Consider the following 17066-nt stretch of genomic DNA (forward strand, 5'->3'; position numbering starts at 1 on the left):
CTTCGCCGCGCTACGGGCTCTGGGAGGATCAGGTGATGCTCTCGCCCTGGGTCCGCCTCGCCGCCGCGCTGTTCGCGGTCAGCTGGGGTGCCAACCAGTTCGCCCCGATGCAGCTCGTCTACCGCGAACATCTCGGTCTCGGAAACGGCGCCTTCACCGCGATGCTCGCGTCGTACGTCGTCGGGCTGGTGCCCGCCCTGCTGTACTTCGGCCGCGTGTCCGACCGGTTCGGCCGGCGCGCGGTGATCCGCCCGATGATCCCCGTCGGCATCGTCTCCTCGCTCGTGCTCATCGCGGGCGCCGCCGTCCCCGACCTGCTCTATCTGGGCCGGGTGCTGGCCGGACTCGCCTCCGGCATGGCGTTCGGCGCCGGAACCGCCTGGATGAAGGAACTCAGCTCCACCGCGCCCGACGGGGCGGGTGCACGCCGCGCCGCCGTGTCGTTGTCCGCGGGATTCGGCTGCGGGGCCCTGTTCGCCGGCGTGATCGCGCAGTGGCTCCCCGCCCCCGAACTGCTCCCGTACCTGGTGCACGTCGCGTTGATGGTCGGTGCCCTGGCGCTGGTGTGGGCTGTGCCCGACGTGCGGGTCCGGGCCACCGACCTCACCGCCAAACCCCTGTCGGTGCTGGCGACACCCCAGTTCCGGTGGGGCATCGCCCCCTGGGCGCCGTGGGTGTTCGGCGTGGCGACCGTGTCGTTCGCGACCCTTCCGCCGCTCGTCTCCGAGTCGCTGCGCTCCACGTCGGTGGCGTTCACCGGGCTCGTCGCGGCGCTGACGCTGATCACCGGGGCGGTGATCCAGCCGTGGGCCAAACGGTGGTCGCAGCAGGACGACGCCGCCGGGGTCCGGGTCGGCATCGCCCTCGGAGTGCTGGGCTTCGGCGCCGCGACCGTGGTCGCATACACGGACGGCGCGCTGTCCGTCGCCGCGATCGTCGTCGCGGCGTTCCTCCTCGGATCCTGCTACGGCATCCTGCTCGGTTCCGGTCTGGCGTCCGTCGAAAAATTGGCACCGGCAGACGAACTCGCGCAGACCGTCGCGGTGTTCTACTGCCTGATCTACATCGGCTTCGCAGTCCCGTTCGTCATCTCCCTCCTCGCCCCGCACCTCGGCTACGCCACCTGCTTCGTCGGGGCGGCACTGCTGATGCTGCTGTCCGTGGCAGTGGGCCGGAAGGTGAAGGACCGGCACCTCACCCCCACGTGAGTGGCGAAGCGTGCCCGGGCACGCTTCGCCACTCACCTAGGAGCCCGCTGATTTATCGAGGCGGTGGGGGCGGCCGTGTGGGAGAATCCTCCGGTCTGGGTGTCGATGATGTGCCGAAAATGGTGTTCGGGCATGGTGGTTTCGGCTCCGGGCGGGGATCGAGCCGTTGCGTGGCGGGTGGCCGCGGTGGGCGACCCCTACCGGCTATCCCAGGGCCCACGTCCCGTCCTCGAGGCTCAATCCGAGGCCGGTGAGCCGCTGCAGGTTCACCGCCGCCGCCCGCAGGTTCCACCACGAGTCGTTCTTGGCGACGCCCCGGTACCGCAGCGTTCGTGCCCCGCGGGTCATCCACGCGATGCTGCGCTCGATCATCGAACGATGCTGCCGGTAGTCCCGGCGCATCTGCTCATCACGGGCCCACCGGGCCCGGTGGGCCCGCACCCGCCGATCGTGTTCCCCGATGTGGACGGTGCGGCCCCGCACGGAGTTGGTGCAGCGTGACCGGAATGGGCATGTGGTGCAGGCCCGTCCGAACGTCGCGGTCCGGGACTTGTTCGCGAACAACGCAGTCTCGCCGTTCGGGCAGGTCACCGTCTCGCGGTCGTGATCGACGGTGAACTCGTCGGCGGTGAACGCCTCCGTCAGACCCGACGGGGTATGGACCGGTTTGGGTTTGATCACCGCATCGTGGCCTGCTTCGGCGAGGGCGTCGAGCATCCGGCCGCTGCCGTACGCGGAATCACCGAGCACCTCGGCCGGGCCGTCGAGGGTGCCATCGGCAGCGAGCAACTGACCGCCGACCTCCGCGTCGCCACTGCCCTCACCTGCGGCTTTCGTCAGTTTCGCGGCGGTGATCAATCCGGTGTCGGGTTCGGCGGCGATGTGGCCCTTGTAACCGTCCTGCCGGCGCGAGCGGGTCTTGCGGGCGTGCCGGGTTTCGGGATCGACGGTGGAGATCACCCGGTCGGCGGCGACCTTGCGGGCGATCCGCCAGCGGCCCCCGCCGCCGGCGGTGTCGTTGTCGTCGGTGATCCATTCAACGTCCTGGCCGGCGACCAGCGCGAGCAGTGCCAGGGCCTGACCCGCCGGCGAGTCCGGGTCGACCGGGTCGGTACCGGGTCCGGTCAGCGCGGCGAGGATGCTCAGCGCGTCCCGCACGAGGGCGTCGACCAGCTGATCACGCGCGGTCTTGTCGTCCCAGGCGATGTCGGGTTTGCCGGGGCGGGTGTAGTCGGCGGCCGTGCCGAGCCGGGTGACCACCTCCGCGGCGCCGGGCACGAGGGCGGCGACCCGGCGGATCGCCGCGACCAGCTGGGTGACGGTGTCCTGGGTGGCGACCGCGTCATCGAGGACGGTCGAATCCAGTGCCCGCCGGGTTCGTCCGTTCAGCACACCGGTGTCGGCGATCACCTCCTTGACCACCTCGAAGATCCGGTTCGGGTGCTCGGAGGCGGCCAAACGCCGTCGCCAGTACGTGAGCACCGTCGGGTGGAACGCAGCCCCGTCCACCGGGAGCCCGCACGCCGCCTTCCACCGCAGATCGAAGGTGACCGCCTCGGCCGCGGCCCGATCCGACAGACCGTGCAGGGCTTGGAGCACCAGCACCGAGGCCACCACCTCGGGGGCGATCGAGGGCCGTCCCCTCCGTGACGGGAACAGGTCGGTGAACATCTCCGGCGGGAACAGCTCGAACCGGTGCTCGGCGAGGAACGAGAACACACTGCCCTCGGGGAGTAAATGCCCCGCCACCGACGAGACGTCCCACAGATCACCTTGCGAATCCGAATCACCCTGAACACCAGCATTATCGCAGGTCAAACACCCAAAATGCGGCTCGACACGGCGGCGGTCGGCTGTCGGATAATTCAGCACCCTCCTAGGGAGGGTTCCTACCGTTCGGTCGCGCCGCACTCGCCGCACGCGGGCACCAGCGCCTCACTGCGCGGCCGTGGCGCACCGGCCCGCGACCGCACCGGGAGCAGCGGCGGCCACGGCCAGTGCTGCCCGAGGCGGCCCCGGGCGCGCAGGAAGCCGAGGCCGAGCACGAGCCCGAAGATCAGGTGCCCGATCAGCGACAACGTGATCGTCGTCGGCGTGAGCGGAAACATGTCGTGCTGTCCGTGCGGCGACAGGGCGACCGTTCCGATGAGCCCGGCCCACACCGGGAACACCGCGAAGGTGACGAACGCGAGGAGGACGACACGGCGCGACCGGTGCTGGAGGCCGAGTGCGAGGGCGATGAGGAAGAAGGCGATTCCGATGCCGCCGCCGTCGCCGAGGTACCGCCACAGGTAGCCGACGATCGCGCCGGTCCGGGTGTCGGTTCCCGAGTGCAGCCACGTACCCATTTTCGGAATGAAGTCGCCCCACAGCCCGAGCAGATACACGGTGTCGAGGCGGAAGACGTCGTAGGCCAGACACGCGAACATCCCCCAGCCGAGGCCATGGCCGACGATGCGGTCGATCGGGTGCGGAGCGAACACGCACAACACGGCGAGGGTGGCGGCGAGCGGAATGATCACCAGCGCACCGGTGGCATTCATCGGCACGACGCCGAACACCTGCGCCGAGATCGCGAGCAGTGGTAGGGAAGCGAGCAGCAGGTACAGGCCGATCCGCGCGAAGGCCCAGTGGTGCCGGACCTCTTTGTGGACGGATTCGACAGCGGGCATGGCGGCGCCCGGTGGATCGTGTTCGTGAACGTCGGGGACGGTGGTGCCGAGGATGCGGGGCATAGCGGGGTTCCTTTCGGTCGAGGGCCGTCTCTCTCCGAGTGGTCGGTTTTCGAGATCCCCAGCGTCCGTCGAGTACCCGGCATGCGAATAGTCCCCCGAGGGGTGGCGAAAGCCACCCCTGCACACACCGTGTGCGCCCCGTCAGTAGGCGCGCCCGAAGATCACCCGCCTGCCGTACGCCGACGCCGCGCCACATTGCACGCACACACCTGTGTCCGGCTCGCCGCCGAGGGGAACACATCGCGGGGTGGCAGCGGTGAGGGACTTGATCTCCTCCTCGCACGCGGCGATCCCGCAGTGCAGCGCCAGTGCCCACCCCGTCGAGACCGCGTCCGCGAAACCCTCCCAGTTGTCGACGGTCCGAGTGTGGCTGTCGCGGAACGCGGTCGCACGAGCGAGCAGGAAGGCCTGAAAGTCGTCCAGGACCCCAGGCATGGTCTCGGGCAGGGAGTCGATCGGCACGGACTGCTTGCCGTCGTCGCCGAGCCGTTTCACCATCATCACCGTGCCGGCCTCCAGATCTCGCGGCCCGAGCTCGAGCCGGACCGGGACGCCGCGCAACTCCCACTCGTTGTACTTGAACCCCGGGGTGAGCTGGGGGCGGGCATCGACATGGGTCCGCACCCCGACCGACCGCAGGCGGCGGGCAAGCTCGTCGGCCGCTTCCTCGACCGCAACGTTGCCGCCACGGGTGATCGGCACGATCACCACCTGGTGGGGCGCCAACCGCGGCGGGAACACCAGGCCCTTGTCGTCGCCGTGAGTCATGACGAGGCCACCGATCATCCGGGTGCTCATACCCCACGATGTGGTGTGACACAACTCCTCTCGTCCCGACTCGCTGGTGAAACGGATGTCGAAAGCCGACGCGAACTTGGTGCCCAGGTAATGCGAGGTGCCGGACTGCAACGCACGGCCGTCACGCATCATGCCCTCGATCGTGTACGTCGCCACGGCACCCGCGAACCGTTCACCGGGCGTCTTCTCGCCCGGAACGACCGGGATCGCGGCCAGCTCACGTGCCACCTCGCGATAGATGTCGAGCGCCAGCATCGTCTCACGGCGGGCGGCAGCCTCGTCGACGTGCGCGGTGTGGCCCTCCTGCCACAGAAATTCTGTGGTGCGCAGAAACATTCGCGGACGCAACTCCCACCGCACCACGTTCGCCCACTGGTTCAACAGCAGCGGCAGGTCGCGGTGCGAGCTGATCCACTTGGCCATCATCTCGCCGATGATCGTCTCCGACGTCGGCCGCACCACCAGCAGTTCTTCGAGTTCCTTCCCGCCGGCATGGGTGACCACCGCCAGTTCCGGGGAAAACCCTTCGACGTGTTCGGCTTCCCGGCCCAGGTAGCTTTCCGGAATCAGCAACGGGAAGTATGCATTCTCGTGACCGGTGTCCTTGATGCGGCGGTCGAGTTCGGACTGCAACAGTTCCCACAGCCGGTACCCGTACGGTCGGATCACCATGGTGCCCTTGGCCGGACCTCGATCCACAAGGCCGGCCTTGAACACCACCTCGTTGTACCAGGCAGCGAAGTCCTCACTCTGGGCTGTCACACCGCGCTCATCCCGTGCCATGCCAGCACAGACTACTCGGGCGGATCAGCCGTTTCACCGTCCGCGGCCGGGTCCGATAGCGAGATGCCCGGAGTACTTCGCCGAGATTCCGGTCGGCGTCGTCCAGTGGTCACCGGGCGCGGGCTGGATCGACCCCTCGCTTGCCCCGGCGGCCCTGATCTGCGCAAAACCACCAACCAAAGGCGCCCGGGAGGTGGATGCTTGCTTCGTGAACGTGCACATTTGATTTCTGCTCCGCACCCAGGCAGCCCATATGCGCGGCCGCCGCACTCGAAGGAGTCATACCATGTTGGATTCATTCTGGGACCTGTTCTGGTACACGCTGATGGTGTTCGCGTTCGTCGCCTACCTGATGATCCTGTTTCAGGTCCTCGGTGATCTGTTCCGCGACCGCGGCATGTCCGGTCTCGGCAAGACGCTGTGGATCATCTTCCTGATCGTGCTGCCGTACCTGAGTGTGTTCGTCTACCTCATCGCCCGGGGCCGCGGCATGGCGGAGCGGCACCTCGAGGCGCAGAGCGCGGCGAAGCAGGCGACCGACCATTACATCAGGGAGGTGGCCGGGAAGTCGGCTGCCGAACAGATCGCCGACGCGAAAGCACTGCTCGACGCCGGCACCATCACCCAGTCCGAGTTCGACACCCTCAAGGCAAAGGCGCTCACCTGACACGCGCGGCGCAAAACGGCAGGCAGGCGACGATCCGGTGCGGCGAGCACCGGTGCCCGCCGGGGCTGTCGCAGACAGGGTCGGCTCTGCTTGAATTGATGTATGTGCCGGTGGATGGCGTACTCGGGTGAGCCGATCCTCGCGGAAGACCTGTTGTTCCGCCCTAAACATTCGCTGATCGATCAGAGTCTGCACTCGCGTCTCGGAGCGACGACCACGAATGGTGACGGGTTCGGGGTCGGCTGGTACGGCGAGGGCACCGAACCGGCGGTGTACAAGAGCATCGAACCGGCCTGGAACGACAGCAATCTGCGGGAGATCACCGGTCAGGTGCGAACGCCGATGCTGCTCGCCCACGTGCGGGCCTCGACCGGGACGCCGGTGCAACGCAGCAACTGTCACCCGTTCCGGCACGGGCAGTGGTTGTGGATGCACAACGGCGCGCTGCGCGGTTTCCACGAGATCAGACGCGAGTTGGTGATGGCCGTCGACCCGGCCCTGTTTCCCGACATCGAGGGGTCCACGGACTCCGAAACCTTGTTCTTCCTCGCCCTGACGTTCGGTCTCGTCGACGACCCCTTCGATGCCGTTGCGCGCGCGGTCGGCTTCGTCGAAGAGGTGGGCCACACGCACGGGGTCGAGAATCCGGTGCAGATGACCGTCGCGACCACCGACGGTGCATCGCTGTGGATCTTCCGCTATTCGAGTGAGCGGCAGTCGAGGTCGCTGTTCTTCTCCACCGGCATCGCGAAGCTGCGCGCCCTCTACCCGGAGGTCGAGGTACTGCACCACCTGGGCGAGGAGACCCGTTTCGTGGTCTCCGAGCCACTCCGCGACCTCGAAGGTGCGTGGAACGAAGTGCCGGAATCCTCGGCCGGGGTGGTCCGGCCCGGCGACGACGAAATCCGGCCGTTCGAACCGATCGCACCGACCTGAGTTCGCGCAGCACCGAGACGACCACCTGATCGCACGATATCCGTTGAGCCGACCGGCCGACATCGACAATGGCGCCTCCGAGTTTTGCGTGGCCGGCGCCCCGCCGGGTTCTTTGTTCTCTAGGTAGGTCGCCCCCACACATGAGACACTCGGTGTTGCGGGATGGACGTTGCGATCGCGTCTACCCCATTCCCACCCGGGCCCGAGGACCTGGGCGGGTGTGCGCCCAGGAGGTGGCCGTGACGTCTTGGGTAGCTCGCCGTGGATTGCCGCCCTACACGACAGCCGGGACGGTGGGTCCGTGATGACCGAAGGACCGACGACCAGCGATCCCTCCGAGAAGGCAGTGGGCCCTTCCCGCCTGCTCGGACTCCTGCTGGCGATGGCGATGTTCGTGCTCGTCGTCGACACATCGCTGATGAACGTGTCGATCTCGTCGGTGGTTCGCGACCTCGACACCACCGTCAGCGGCGTCCAGGCGGCGATTGCGCTCGAGGCGCTGGTATCCGCCGCGTTCATCCTGATCGGTGGCAAGGTCGGCGATCTCATCGGGCGCAAACGGGCGTACGTGCTGGGCCTGCTCGGCTACGCAGTCGGTGCGTCGGCGATGGCGCTCGCGCAGAGCCTGACGGCGATCATCATCTTCTGGGCCGTACTCGGTGGAATCGGCGCGTCACTTCTGCTGCCCGCCATGCAGTCCCTCATCCACGGCAATTTCGAAGGGGCGGCTCAAAAGAAGGTCTACGCCCTGGTCGGGGCGGCGGCCGCGATCGCCGCCGCCGTCGGACCGCTGCTCGGCGGTTTCATCACCACCTACCTCTCGTGGCGCGTCGGGTTCGTGCTCGAGGTCGTCATCATCGCGGTCGTGCTCTCCGGCATCAAACTGGTCCGCGATGTGCCGTACACGGGACCCCGGGTGATCGACCTGGTGGGGGCGGCCCTCTCCGTTCTGGGCATGGGCGGGATCGTGCTCGGAATCCTGGTATGGCAGGAGGGCGGCGAATCCGTCGGTGCGCTCCTGATACTCGGTGCGATCGCGATGGCCGGACTGGCGTACTGGCTCGTGCGGCGCAAACGTCAGGGGAAACCGACACTGCTGGACCCGGATCTGTTCCACTCCAAAGTTTTCCGACTGGGCATCACCGGGCAGATGCTCCAGCAGATCGCCCTGGGCGGCACGATGATCGCGCTGCCGATCTACCTGCAGATGGTGCTCGAATACAACGCGATGCAGGCGGGATTGTCCCTCGCACCCCTCTCGCTCAGCATGTTCGCAGTGGCGGTGCTCGCGGGCAAGAAGGCGGGCGACCGACGCCCGAGCAGCATCATCCGCTGGGGATTCGTGCTTCTGACGATCGGGATCGCGGCGCTGATCCCGATCGTGCCGCGCGCCGAGTTCGGCTGGGGCCTGGTGATCCCGTTGGTGATCGCCGGATCCGGGTTGGGGTTGCTCGTGTCCCAGCTCAACAACTACACACTGGCACCGATCGAGGAAGAGCGGATCAGCGAGGCCGCCAGCGTCAATTCCGCGGCAGGATCGTTCGGGCTCTCGTTCGGGCTGGCGTTCGCCGGCGCCATCATGCTCGCAACGCTGTCCCTCACCTTCACCTCAATGGCGGAATCGAGCACCGTGCTCCCGCCGGCAGAGCAGCAGCAGGTGGCGCAGGTGCTCGAGGACGACGCCGAAGTCATGAGCAACGCCCAGCTCGAACAGCTGCTCGTGGACCAACCCCCGGAGATTCAGGACGAGATCATCCGCATCAACACCGACGCACGACCGCTCGCCCTGCAAATCGCTTTGCTCATCCCCATCCTCGCCGGTCTCATCGGGCTGTTCAACTCGTTCCGCATGAGGCGCATACCGGAGCCCGCAGCACCGCCTTCCGGCCAAGGGCCACCGGGGGACTGACTCGCATCTCCCCACCTGGACAGATTCTCGCCGCCGCAGGCTTCGCCGCTCCCTGACAGGAGAACAAGAGGATCACCGTCGGTCTCGGTGTCGGGTGTGCTCATCGGCCCAGGTCCAGGAGCTGCTCGAAGAAACCACCGATTCCCCGGGCACGATTGACGAGGTGGATCTCGAGGATGCAGTGGCACGGCCGACCGGCAGCATCGAGCCGACGCATCGGCCCGGCCGATCCCGGCTTGATGTAGGAGTCGGTCTTGTGACCGGCGATCTTCTCGTGCGGGAACTCGCCGACCAAATGCCCGGCGATCGAGGAACCGAACTCCCATCCACTCTGCCGGGCAAGGTCGACGACATGGGCATAGAGCTCCGCCCCGGTGACGTCGGGATGTGCATGAAAGTAATCGCGGCCGCGCTGCCACACCGGCTCGAGAGCGTCGCGGAGTGCGATCTTGGCGGGGTCGTCACCGAGGACGTAGGTGCGACCGAAGTCCGCTTCCCACGCCTCGAAGATCGGGCCGAAGTCGAGGAAGGTGATGTCGTCGGCGGCGATGGTGAGGTCCGGCGGATTCGACCTGTACGGCTCGAGCGTGTTGATCCCGGTGCGCACGATCCGCTTGTGCCAGAACCTGCGGGTACCGAACATCTCGTCCGCGAGATCCCGAATAGCGTCGCTGACCGCCGACTCGGACGCGCCGGGGGCGATGAGACCGCGCGCGACAACCGCGTCGAACAGCGCGACCGCCTTGTCTTGCGCATCGAGCAACGCAGAGACGCGTTCCTGTTCGGAGACAGCGGAGAAGGGCACGAGAACCGATCCTAGTCGGCACCCAGAATTGCCAACACCGTTGACGCAGATCGTTTTTACCTGGTCAAGCCGGACGGTCCAGCGCTGTCCACTCGGCTCGGACCGGGTGCCGAGATGGTGTGGGCGGCACTGCTCATTGCCGGACTCCTCATAGACGAACCAACTGCCGGGGTGGTGGTGGCAGGAGCGACGGCGGTCGCGTGCTCGTGGTGCAACTGGTCGGTGTTCGCCCCCGGTTGTCGCGACGATCCGACCGCGTCCTCGCCAGTGAAGACGTCCCCCGTTCTCACGCGCACTACGTCTATATCGGCCTGGAAGTTGTCAAGGTCGGTGCGTCACTGGTGACAGGGATCTTGTTGCTCGGCACCTGAGGCGGCGACCTGTGGCGGAGACCTCCCGATAGCCACAGCGGGCGACTCTGCTGGACCGGGGCTGGTCGCCTGCCGTAGGCGCCGAGCCTGCGCGTTCCAGGATTATCGTCACGCGTTCTCACTTGGGTTCGTGTGCAATGTCATTCGCGTAAATGACATTGCACAACCGGGACAGACGGCACGCCGACGCCACGCGGACACGCGGCGACGAAAATGTTTGCCAGGTGGTGTCCGCGACTGAAACGAACCGATTAGTATCCGCAGTTGATGCGACGGACGTCGGTAGTCGGCTCAGGCTCTGTCCGGCCGCGCAGCGTTGGTGCGGTTTCGGGTCGAATGAGGGTGGTTTCTGGTGGAGTTTCCGATGCTGTCCAAGGGACAGAACTTGTCGCTGCCCGCTGAGGTGGAGCAGATCGATGTGGTGCTCGGGTGGACCGAGTCGGAGGTCGAGGTCGATGCGTCGGCTTTGCTGCTGAACTCCGGCGGCACGGTTCGCTCCGACGACGATTTCGTGTTCTACAACCAGCCCGAGTCGACGGACGGGTCGATCCGGTTCCTGGGTACGAGCGGTACCGAGGAAGGTGCGCAAGCGCGGATCGCGATCGACCTGTCCACAGTGCCGGAGGACGTGCACACCGTGGCCTTGGTCGGCAGTGTCGCCGACGGCAGGTTCGGTGATCTCGGAAAGCTCGCTCTGCGTGTCGTCGATGGGGCCGGGTACACGTTGGCGGAGTATGTCACCGCCGATGCCACGACCGAGTCGGCGTTCGTGTTCGGCGAGGTGTACCGCCGTAATGCCGAGTGGAAGATCCGGGCGGTCGGGCAGGGCTGGGAATCCGGACTGGCAGGTTTGGCCACGGATTTCGGTGTCGACATCGACGACGAGCCGGAACCGGAACCCACAGGTACCCCCGATACCTCGTCCGACCTTGCCGAACCCGCCGTGCCGGCGTCGCACGGGTCCGCCGGCGACGCCCCGCAACTGGTGCCCGAACTGCCCATCACACCCATCACGCCGGCGACACAGAGGAAGGCGAGAACCCGGGGCGTCCGCACCGCCAAGCGCGTGGTGCGCAAGTCGAAGCCGGTCGAATTCACCCTCGCCGAACAGGACACGTGGCAGCCGGCGCGGTTGTTCTCGGTGATCGGGGTCGGGACCGGGGAGGAACAGGAGCGGCGCGCTACCTCGGCGCTGATCGCCACCATGCAGGCCGTGCGCCCCTTCGCACGCGCGGTGTGCGCCCGGATGGGGGCCCCGGTCGGTGTCTTCGAAGGCTATGTCGAGGTCGCGTACGAGCGCGGTGAGACGAAGGTGGTCCCCGACGCGGTGCTGAAGGTCTCCCGCGGCACCAGGGTGTGGACCGGCCTGCTCGAGGTCAAGACCGGCAACGGCAAGCTCAAGAAGGAGCAACTCGAGAACTATCTCGATGTGGCGCGGAAGAAGAAGTACGACGTGGTGGTCAGCCTGTCGAACGACGTTCCCGCCAGTGCCGGGGAGTTGCCGGTGGAGGTCGACCGTCGCAAGCTTGCCAAGGTCGCGCTGCGCCATTTGTCGTGGGCGGAGGTGGCGCACGAGGCACGGATGTTGCTCTCGCACGGCGGTATCGACGATGACCTGCAGGCCTGGATCCTGGCTGAATTCCTGCGCTACCTCGATCACCCCCGCTCCGGGGCGGCCGAGTTCGTCGATATGGGCCGGCACTGGGTGACCGTCCGCGACGCGGTCACCGCCGGCACCCTCCGCGGCGGCGACCAGAAAGCCGCCGCCGTGGCCGACACCTGGGTGTCGCTCTCACGTCATCTCGCGCTGCGGCTGACCGCCGAACTCGGTGTCACCGTCAAACACATCCTGCCCCGCCGTCACGGCAGCGACCCGGCAGCCCGCAATGCGGCGGTAGCCGAAAGGTTGGCGACCGACGGGGTGTTCGAAGCCGTGCTGCGGATCCCGGAAACGGCCGGGGATTTGGTGGTGATCGCGGATGTGCGGACCAACAAGATCCGCTGCCGCACCACCGTGGAGGCACCGAACGAGGGAACCTCCGGTCGCCGGCTGTCGTGGCTACTCAAGCAACTCAAGGACGTACCCGGCGACGTTCAGGTCGAAGCGGTGTTCTCCGAGCGCGGCAACGAAGCCTGCGAGCACCTCGACACGGTGCGAGCGGACCCGAAGGTACTGACCGATGGGCGATCCGGAGACATCGTCTCCTTCTCCCTCGAACAAACCTTCCCGATGGGCGGCCGGCGGTCGGGCACCGCGGCGAGCTTCATCACCAGCGTGACGTCATCGACCGACGCGTTCTACGGCACGGTGGTTCAACAACTGCGGGAATGGGTTCCGGCCGCGCCGAAACAGAATGAACCGCCGAAGTCCGACACCGCACAATCCGAAGGCGAGTAAGTGGATCGAGTCGGTGCCAGTGTTAGACAGCCATTCGCACGGGGTTCCCGGGTTGCTGGCCTAGAGTCCTCGAACGCGTGTCTGCTGCTCAGGCTTGCCCACGCGGAAGGTCCCAGTCGGTTGGACGATCATCCGAGGATGAGCGGGAGTTTCGTCGCCAGCTCACCCAGTTGGTCCTTCTCCGCGTCGGTCGGGGCTCGCCGCCCGGTGCCGACCAGCAGTGCGTCTTTGTCGGAGAACGACCCGGGGAAGGCGGTCCCGGCGATCTTCTCCAGCATGTCGCGGGATCGGGCGAGGCCGTCTGCGGGCGGCTCCGCCGCACCCCGGAGGTGGGCGATCAGGTCGAGGTGGTGCAGCGTCGATTCCGAGACATACGCGGAGAGGTAGTCGCGTGCGGTGAGGACCTCGTCGCGGGTGCTGACCCGCAGGTCCGGGTCGGCGAGTTCGCCGGCGCGGCCGGCAGCGGAGCCGACGTCGTCGAAGTGGTATTTGAGCAGCCGTGGCTCCTGGTACGCGGCGGCCAGCGGACGATCAGCGCGTCGAGCGGGTCGTCGCCGGTCGGGGGTGTGTCGGCGACGACCCAGTAGGTCACGGCGTCGCGCGTCGGTTCCGTGTCGGCGGGGGTCACAAGGGTGATCAGGACGTCCTGCGCGTCGATGATCAGGTGGCACACCAGCTCCCGCACGAGCCAGCCGCTACAGCCGGACGGCTGTGCGAAGTCCTCGTCCGGAAGGTCGGCGACCGCTGTGAGCAGCGCCGACCACGAGCGTGAGAAAGGATCCACATCAGCACGGTAGTGCGGGCGTACCGTCGATGGCATGACCGAGGAGAACCAGGTAGCGCCGTGGGACGACATCTACCGAGGCGATGCGGAGGTATTTACGGGACCGGTGCCGTGGAACATCGGTGAGCCGCAGCCCGAGATCGCCGGGCTGATCGCGGAGGGCAAGTTCCGCAGCGACGTGCTGGACGCGGGCTGCGGACATGCCGAGACGTCGCTCCACCTGGCGGCGCAGGGGTACACGGTGGTGGGCCTGGACCTGTCGCCGACGGCCATCGCGGTGGCGCAGGCGGCCGCCGCCGATCGTGGACTGACGACGGCCACGTATCAGGTGGCGGACATCAGTTCGTTCACCGGTTTCGACGGCCGGTTCTCCACGATCGTCGACAGCACCCTGTTCCATTCCCTTCCCGTCGACCGGCGGCGGGACTACCTGCGCGCGGTCGCTCGGGCGGCCGCGCCTGGCGCGTCCTACTACATCCTGGTGTTCGCGAAGGGCGCCTTCCCCGAGGGCGAAGGACCGAACCCGGTGACCGACGACGAGCTGCGCGAGGCGGTCGCCGAGTTCTGGACCATCGACGACATTCGCCCGGCCTTCATCCACGCGCTGCTCGGTCCGGAGCAGGCCGCGAACTGGGAGCACGACGAGAAGGGCCGGTCCATGCTGCCGGCGTGGCTGCTGTCGGCTCACCTCGACTGATCGCCCAGCGGAAACCCCTACCCGACAGAACTATTCGTACCGGACGGACGCAGGAGGAATTCTCCGGCAAGTTGGATGACTTCGCGTGTGGTGTACCCGGGGTGGTCCGCGACGATGAAGTGGCGGCCGATCGCAAGGCCGAACATGAGGGTGCTGCGTGCCTCGATTTCGTCGGGGTCGGTGACGAAGGTGCCGAACATCTTCCGCAGAAAGTTCATCCGCTCGTTGTCGATGGCGTGTAGGCGCGTCGCGACGGACCGGTCGTGGTGGGCCCAGGCCCGGATCGCGAGATCGATCCGTTGAAAGTCCTCCGAGTAGGTCAGTTGCCCCACGCGCCGGATTATATCGGCAGGGGTGCCGCCTTCGGCATCGGCCTGGGCGATAACGGCTTTGGTGCAACGGCGTTCCCACTCGTCGAGCATTTCGGTGAGCAATGCGGGACGGCCGTCGAAGTAGCCGTAGAACCCGCCCTTCGTCACGCCGAGTTCGGCGGCGAGTGTTTCGACGCGGACGGCGTCGGGCCCTCCTCGTGCGAGGGCGTCGAGGCCCGCCTCGATCCAGCGGGCTCGTGTCGTGCGGGCGACGGCGGGAATCGGGCCACCTCCATTGATCGCGTTCGATGTGTACGGTACCGTATAGATGAAATATACGGTACCGTATAGATCGGGGACGACAGTGCCACGAATAGCAGAGGCCACCTACATCGAGCAGCCCTGGCGTATCCACGAATTCACGAGAGACTTCGCCGTCGAGGACGTGTGGTCGTTCCGCACTCCCGGAGCCGGGCCCGACGACTTCCCGGCGATGCTCGCAGCGATGCGAGCCGCGGGGGGACCAGCGAAGCAGCCCCGGCTGGTGAGGTTCCTGTTCGCCGCTCGATGGAAACTCGGGGCACTCTTCGGCTGGGACAATCCGTCAACTGGTGTCGGTGAGCGGGTTGCCTCGCTCCGCGACCGCCTGCCCAGCGACCTCCGCGCCGCTCCGCGCGGCCCGGACGACGAAGGCATGCCCCTCACAGCGGTGTACGAGCTCGACACGGAGTCCGCCCGCGAGCTGGCGAACAAGACCGTGCACACCGTGATGCATCTCGGCTGGGCGAGAGGAGCGAACGGCGATTACGAACTGCAGATGACCGTTCTCGTCAAACCCAACGGATGGTTCGGGCGGCTCTACATGACCGCCATCGCGCCTTTCCGGTACCTCATCGTGTACCCGGCCCTGACCCGGCAATGGGAACGAGCCTGGCGCGACCGCCACCATGCCGAGGCAGGGTAAGGAGGCTTGCGACCTCAGCGGCTCACCGCGGTTTCCCGCTCGACGCGCGACAGCTTCTCGGGGTTGCGCACGATGTAGAGCCCGGTGATCTTGCCGTCGTCCATCCGCACCGCCACGACGTCGTCGATCTCCCCGTCCAGCCGGACGATCAGCGCGGGGGAGCCATTCATCTGCACCGGCTCGACCGACACCGTGCCGTCGATCCGGGGCAGGCCGGCCGCCAGCAGGCGACCCACCTTGTCGGCCCCCACGATGGGCCGCAGCACGGCCTGCTTGACTCCGCCACCGTCACCCAGGAGGACGACGTCCGGTGCGAGCAGGTCGAGCAGGCTCTGCAGATCGCCCGTCTCGAGCGCCCGCTGGAACGCCTCGAGTGCGTCTCGGGACTCGGCCGGGGATACGACGCCGCGCGGCCGGCGCGCCGCCACATGGGCCCGCGCCCGGTGCGCGATCTGGCGGACGGCGTCCGGGCTCTTGCCGACGGCGTCCGCGATCTCGCCGTACTCCAGAGCGAACACCTCGCGCAGCACGAACACGGCCCGCTCGGTCGGCGCGAGCGTCTCCAGCACCAGCAACATCGCCATCGAGACGCTGTCGGCCAACTCGACATCCTCGGCCACGTCGGGCGCGGTCAGCAGCGGCTCGGGCAACCAGGGACCGACATAGGACTCCTTGCGCCTGCTGAGTGTCCGCAGCCGGACGAGCGCCTGGCGGGTGGTGATCCGGACGAGATACGCACGCTGATTGCGGACCGTGTCGAGATCGACGCCCGCCCACCGCAGCCAGGTCTCCTGGAGGATGTCTTCCGCGTCGGCGGCCGATCCGAGCATCTCGTAGGCAACGGTGAACAGCAGGTTGCGGTGGGCGACGAACGCCTCGGTGGCGGGGTCCGAACGATCGTCCTGGCTCCCGCCGCGATCGTCGGGTGTGGTCTGCGACGTGCCGGCCATGGGTGGCTCCTTCTCACTCTCGACTGTGTCACACACCAGACACCGGGCCCTGCCGTTTTGTGACACCAGACGGCAGCCGACCCGTGTTGCCCGCTGCCAAATTACGTGACTTCGAAGTCGCGGCGTGAGCGATTGTCACAAGGATCGGGTCGCCGGCATCTCATGTTCGTCCAGAGCAACACAACACCACGAGTGAGGACGAAGTCATGGACGCCCGATTCAACCTGTTCGACAACGAGATCGCCATGAAGTTCGGCAAGCGGTTCGCCAATGCCGCCCTGGTGATCGACCAATCGCCGCTGCCGAAGGCCACCCAGCACCTGGTCGAGATCCGGGCCAGCCAGATCAACGGCTGCGGCTTCTGCACCGACATGCACACCAAGGACGCCACGGCCGCCGGCGAAACCCCGGTCCGGCTCAACCTCGTCGCAGCCTGGCGTGAGGCCACCGTGTTCACCGAGGCCGAGCGGGCCGCGCTGGCGCTCAGCGAGGAAGGTACCCGGCTCGCCGACGCCCACGACGGCGTGTCCGACGAGACCTGGGCCCAGGTGCGCAAACACTACGACGACGACCAGATCGCCGCACTGGTCTCCCTGGTCGCCCTGATCAACGCCGCCAACCGGATCAACGTGATCGTGCGCAACCCGGCAGGATCCTACGAGCCTGGCATGTTCGCCAACTTGACGAGCTGACCGGCAGGCGACAGCCTCCTGACAACGAGTACTTGACCCTGACACAGTGACAAGGACT

The 17066-nt window shown here is 67.1% G+C and carries 16 protein-coding genes and 1 pseudogene; 9 read left to right on the forward strand and 8 right to left on the reverse strand.

Annotated elements, in window-relative coordinates; all coding sequences use genetic code 11:
- The first annotated feature begins 35 nt into the window (after nt 1-35).
- Complete coding sequence (locus FND50_RS35800) at nt 36-1208, forward strand: MFS transporter (RefSeq protein ID WP_144288917.1); 1173 nt, start codon at nt 36-38, stop codon at nt 1206-1208.
- 204 nt (nt 1209-1412) lie between these two features.
- Here the strand turns inward: FND50_RS35800 and FND50_RS35805 are convergent, their stop codons facing one another.
- The 3 genes from FND50_RS35805 to proS form a co-directional block, all read right to left on the reverse strand.
- Nucleotides 1413-3026: an IS1182 family transposase gene (locus FND50_RS35805; RefSeq protein WP_397493114.1), complete on the reverse strand. Its 1614-nt coding sequence runs from the start codon at nt 3024-3026 to the stop codon at nt 1413-1415.
- A gap of 71 nt (nt 3027-3097) precedes the next feature.
- Nucleotides 3098-3943 (reverse strand): hypothetical protein, encoded by an 846-nt coding sequence (locus FND50_RS35810; RefSeq protein WP_144288918.1) that lies wholly within the window; start codon nt 3941-3943, stop codon nt 3098-3100.
- A 141-nt stretch (nt 3944-4084) separates the two neighbouring features.
- Nucleotides 4085-5524: a proline--tRNA ligase gene (proS, locus tag FND50_RS35815; protein ID WP_144288919.1), complete on the reverse strand. Its 1440-nt coding sequence runs from the start codon at nt 5522-5524 to the stop codon at nt 4085-4087.
- 286 nt (nt 5525-5810) lie between these two features.
- Between proS and FND50_RS35820 the strand changes: the two genes are divergently transcribed.
- The 3 genes from FND50_RS35820 to FND50_RS35830 all read left to right on the forward strand — a co-directional run bounded on the left by FND50_RS35820 (nt 5811) and on the right by FND50_RS35830 (nt 9036).
- Nucleotides 5811-6191 (forward strand): SHOCT domain-containing protein, encoded by a 381-nt coding sequence (locus FND50_RS35820; protein ID WP_144288920.1) that lies wholly within the window; start codon nt 5811-5813, stop codon nt 6189-6191.
- 114 nt (nt 6192-6305) lie between these two features.
- Nucleotides 6306-7127: a class II glutamine amidotransferase gene (locus FND50_RS35825; RefSeq protein ID WP_144288921.1), complete on the forward strand. Its 822-nt coding sequence runs from the start codon at nt 6306-6308 to the stop codon at nt 7125-7127.
- Nucleotides 7128-7431: 304 nt separating this feature from the next.
- The gene (locus tag FND50_RS35830) at nt 7432-9036 is read left to right on the forward strand and encodes an MFS transporter (RefSeq protein WP_144288922.1); all 1605 of its coding nucleotides are present in this window, start codon (nt 7432-7434) and stop codon (nt 9034-9036) included.
- 100 nt (nt 9037-9136) lie between these two features.
- Here the strand turns inward: FND50_RS35830 and FND50_RS35835 are convergent, their stop codons facing one another.
- Nucleotides 9137-9841 (reverse strand): M24 family metallopeptidase, encoded by a 705-nt coding sequence (locus FND50_RS35835; protein ID WP_144288923.1) that lies wholly within the window; start codon nt 9839-9841, stop codon nt 9137-9139.
- Between the two features lie 195 nt (nt 9842-10036).
- Between FND50_RS35835 and FND50_RS38025 the strand changes: the two are divergent.
- Both FND50_RS38025 and FND50_RS35845 read left to right on the forward strand, forming a co-directional pair.
- Nucleotides 10037-10212 (forward strand): annotated as a pseudogene (locus FND50_RS38025) (hypothetical protein); the annotation flags it as partial.
- Nucleotides 10213-10564: 352 nt separating this feature from the next.
- On the forward strand, nt 10565-12610 hold the full coding sequence (locus FND50_RS35845; RefSeq protein ID WP_144288924.1) for a TerD family protein: 2046 nt from the start codon (nt 10565-10567) through the stop codon (nt 12608-12610).
- A 128-nt stretch (nt 12611-12738) separates the two neighbouring features.
- Here the strand turns inward: FND50_RS35845 and FND50_RS38030 are convergent, their stop codons facing one another.
- The gene (locus FND50_RS38030; RefSeq protein WP_397493117.1) at nt 12739-12888 is read right to left on the reverse strand and encodes a hypothetical protein; all 150 of its coding nucleotides are present in this window, start codon (nt 12886-12888) and stop codon (nt 12739-12741) included.
- Between the two features lie 59 nt (nt 12889-12947).
- On the reverse strand, nt 12948-13466 hold the full coding sequence (locus FND50_RS35850; RefSeq protein ID WP_397493119.1) for a maleylpyruvate isomerase N-terminal domain-containing protein: 519 nt from the start codon (nt 13464-13466) through the stop codon (nt 12948-12950).
- Between FND50_RS35850 and FND50_RS35855 the strand changes: the two genes are divergently transcribed.
- Complete coding sequence (locus FND50_RS35855) at nt 13429-14091, forward strand: class I SAM-dependent methyltransferase (protein WP_005254368.1); 663 nt, start codon at nt 13429-13431, stop codon at nt 14089-14091. The two genes, FND50_RS35850 and FND50_RS35855, sit on opposite strands and share 38 nt — an antisense overlap.
- A 17-nt stretch (nt 14092-14108) precedes the next feature.
- Here FND50_RS35855 and FND50_RS35860 read toward each other — a convergent pair whose 3' ends face one another.
- Nucleotides 14109-14789: a TetR/AcrR family transcriptional regulator gene (locus tag FND50_RS35860; protein ID WP_144288925.1), complete on the reverse strand. Its 681-nt coding sequence runs from the start codon at nt 14787-14789 to the stop codon at nt 14109-14111.
- Between FND50_RS35860 and FND50_RS35865 the strand changes: the two genes are divergently transcribed.
- The gene (locus FND50_RS35865; protein ID WP_144288926.1) at nt 14767-15366 is read left to right on the forward strand and encodes a DUF2867 domain-containing protein; all 600 of its coding nucleotides are present in this window, start codon (nt 14767-14769) and stop codon (nt 15364-15366) included. The genes FND50_RS35860 and FND50_RS35865 overlap by 23 nt on opposite strands.
- Before the next feature lie 14 nt (nt 15367-15380).
- On the opposite strand, the gene FND50_RS35870 is transcribed toward FND50_RS35865, so the two are convergent.
- Complete coding sequence (locus FND50_RS35870) at nt 15381-16316, reverse strand: RNA polymerase sigma-70 factor (RefSeq protein WP_005254365.1); 936 nt, start codon at nt 16314-16316, stop codon at nt 15381-15383.
- 206 nt (nt 16317-16522) lie between these two features.
- Between FND50_RS35870 and FND50_RS35875 the strand changes: the two genes are divergently transcribed.
- Entirely contained in the window at nt 16523-17008 is a 486-nt protein-coding gene (locus FND50_RS35875) for a carboxymuconolactone decarboxylase family protein (RefSeq protein WP_144288927.1), read from the forward strand.
- The last annotated feature ends 58 nt before the right edge of the window (nt 17009-17066 follow it).

It is taken from the genome of Rhodococcus sp. WB9 (assembly GCF_007558985.1).
In the GTDB taxonomy this organism is placed as follows: Bacteria; Actinomycetota; Actinomycetes; order Mycobacteriales; family Mycobacteriaceae; genus Rhodococcus_F; species Rhodococcus_F opacus.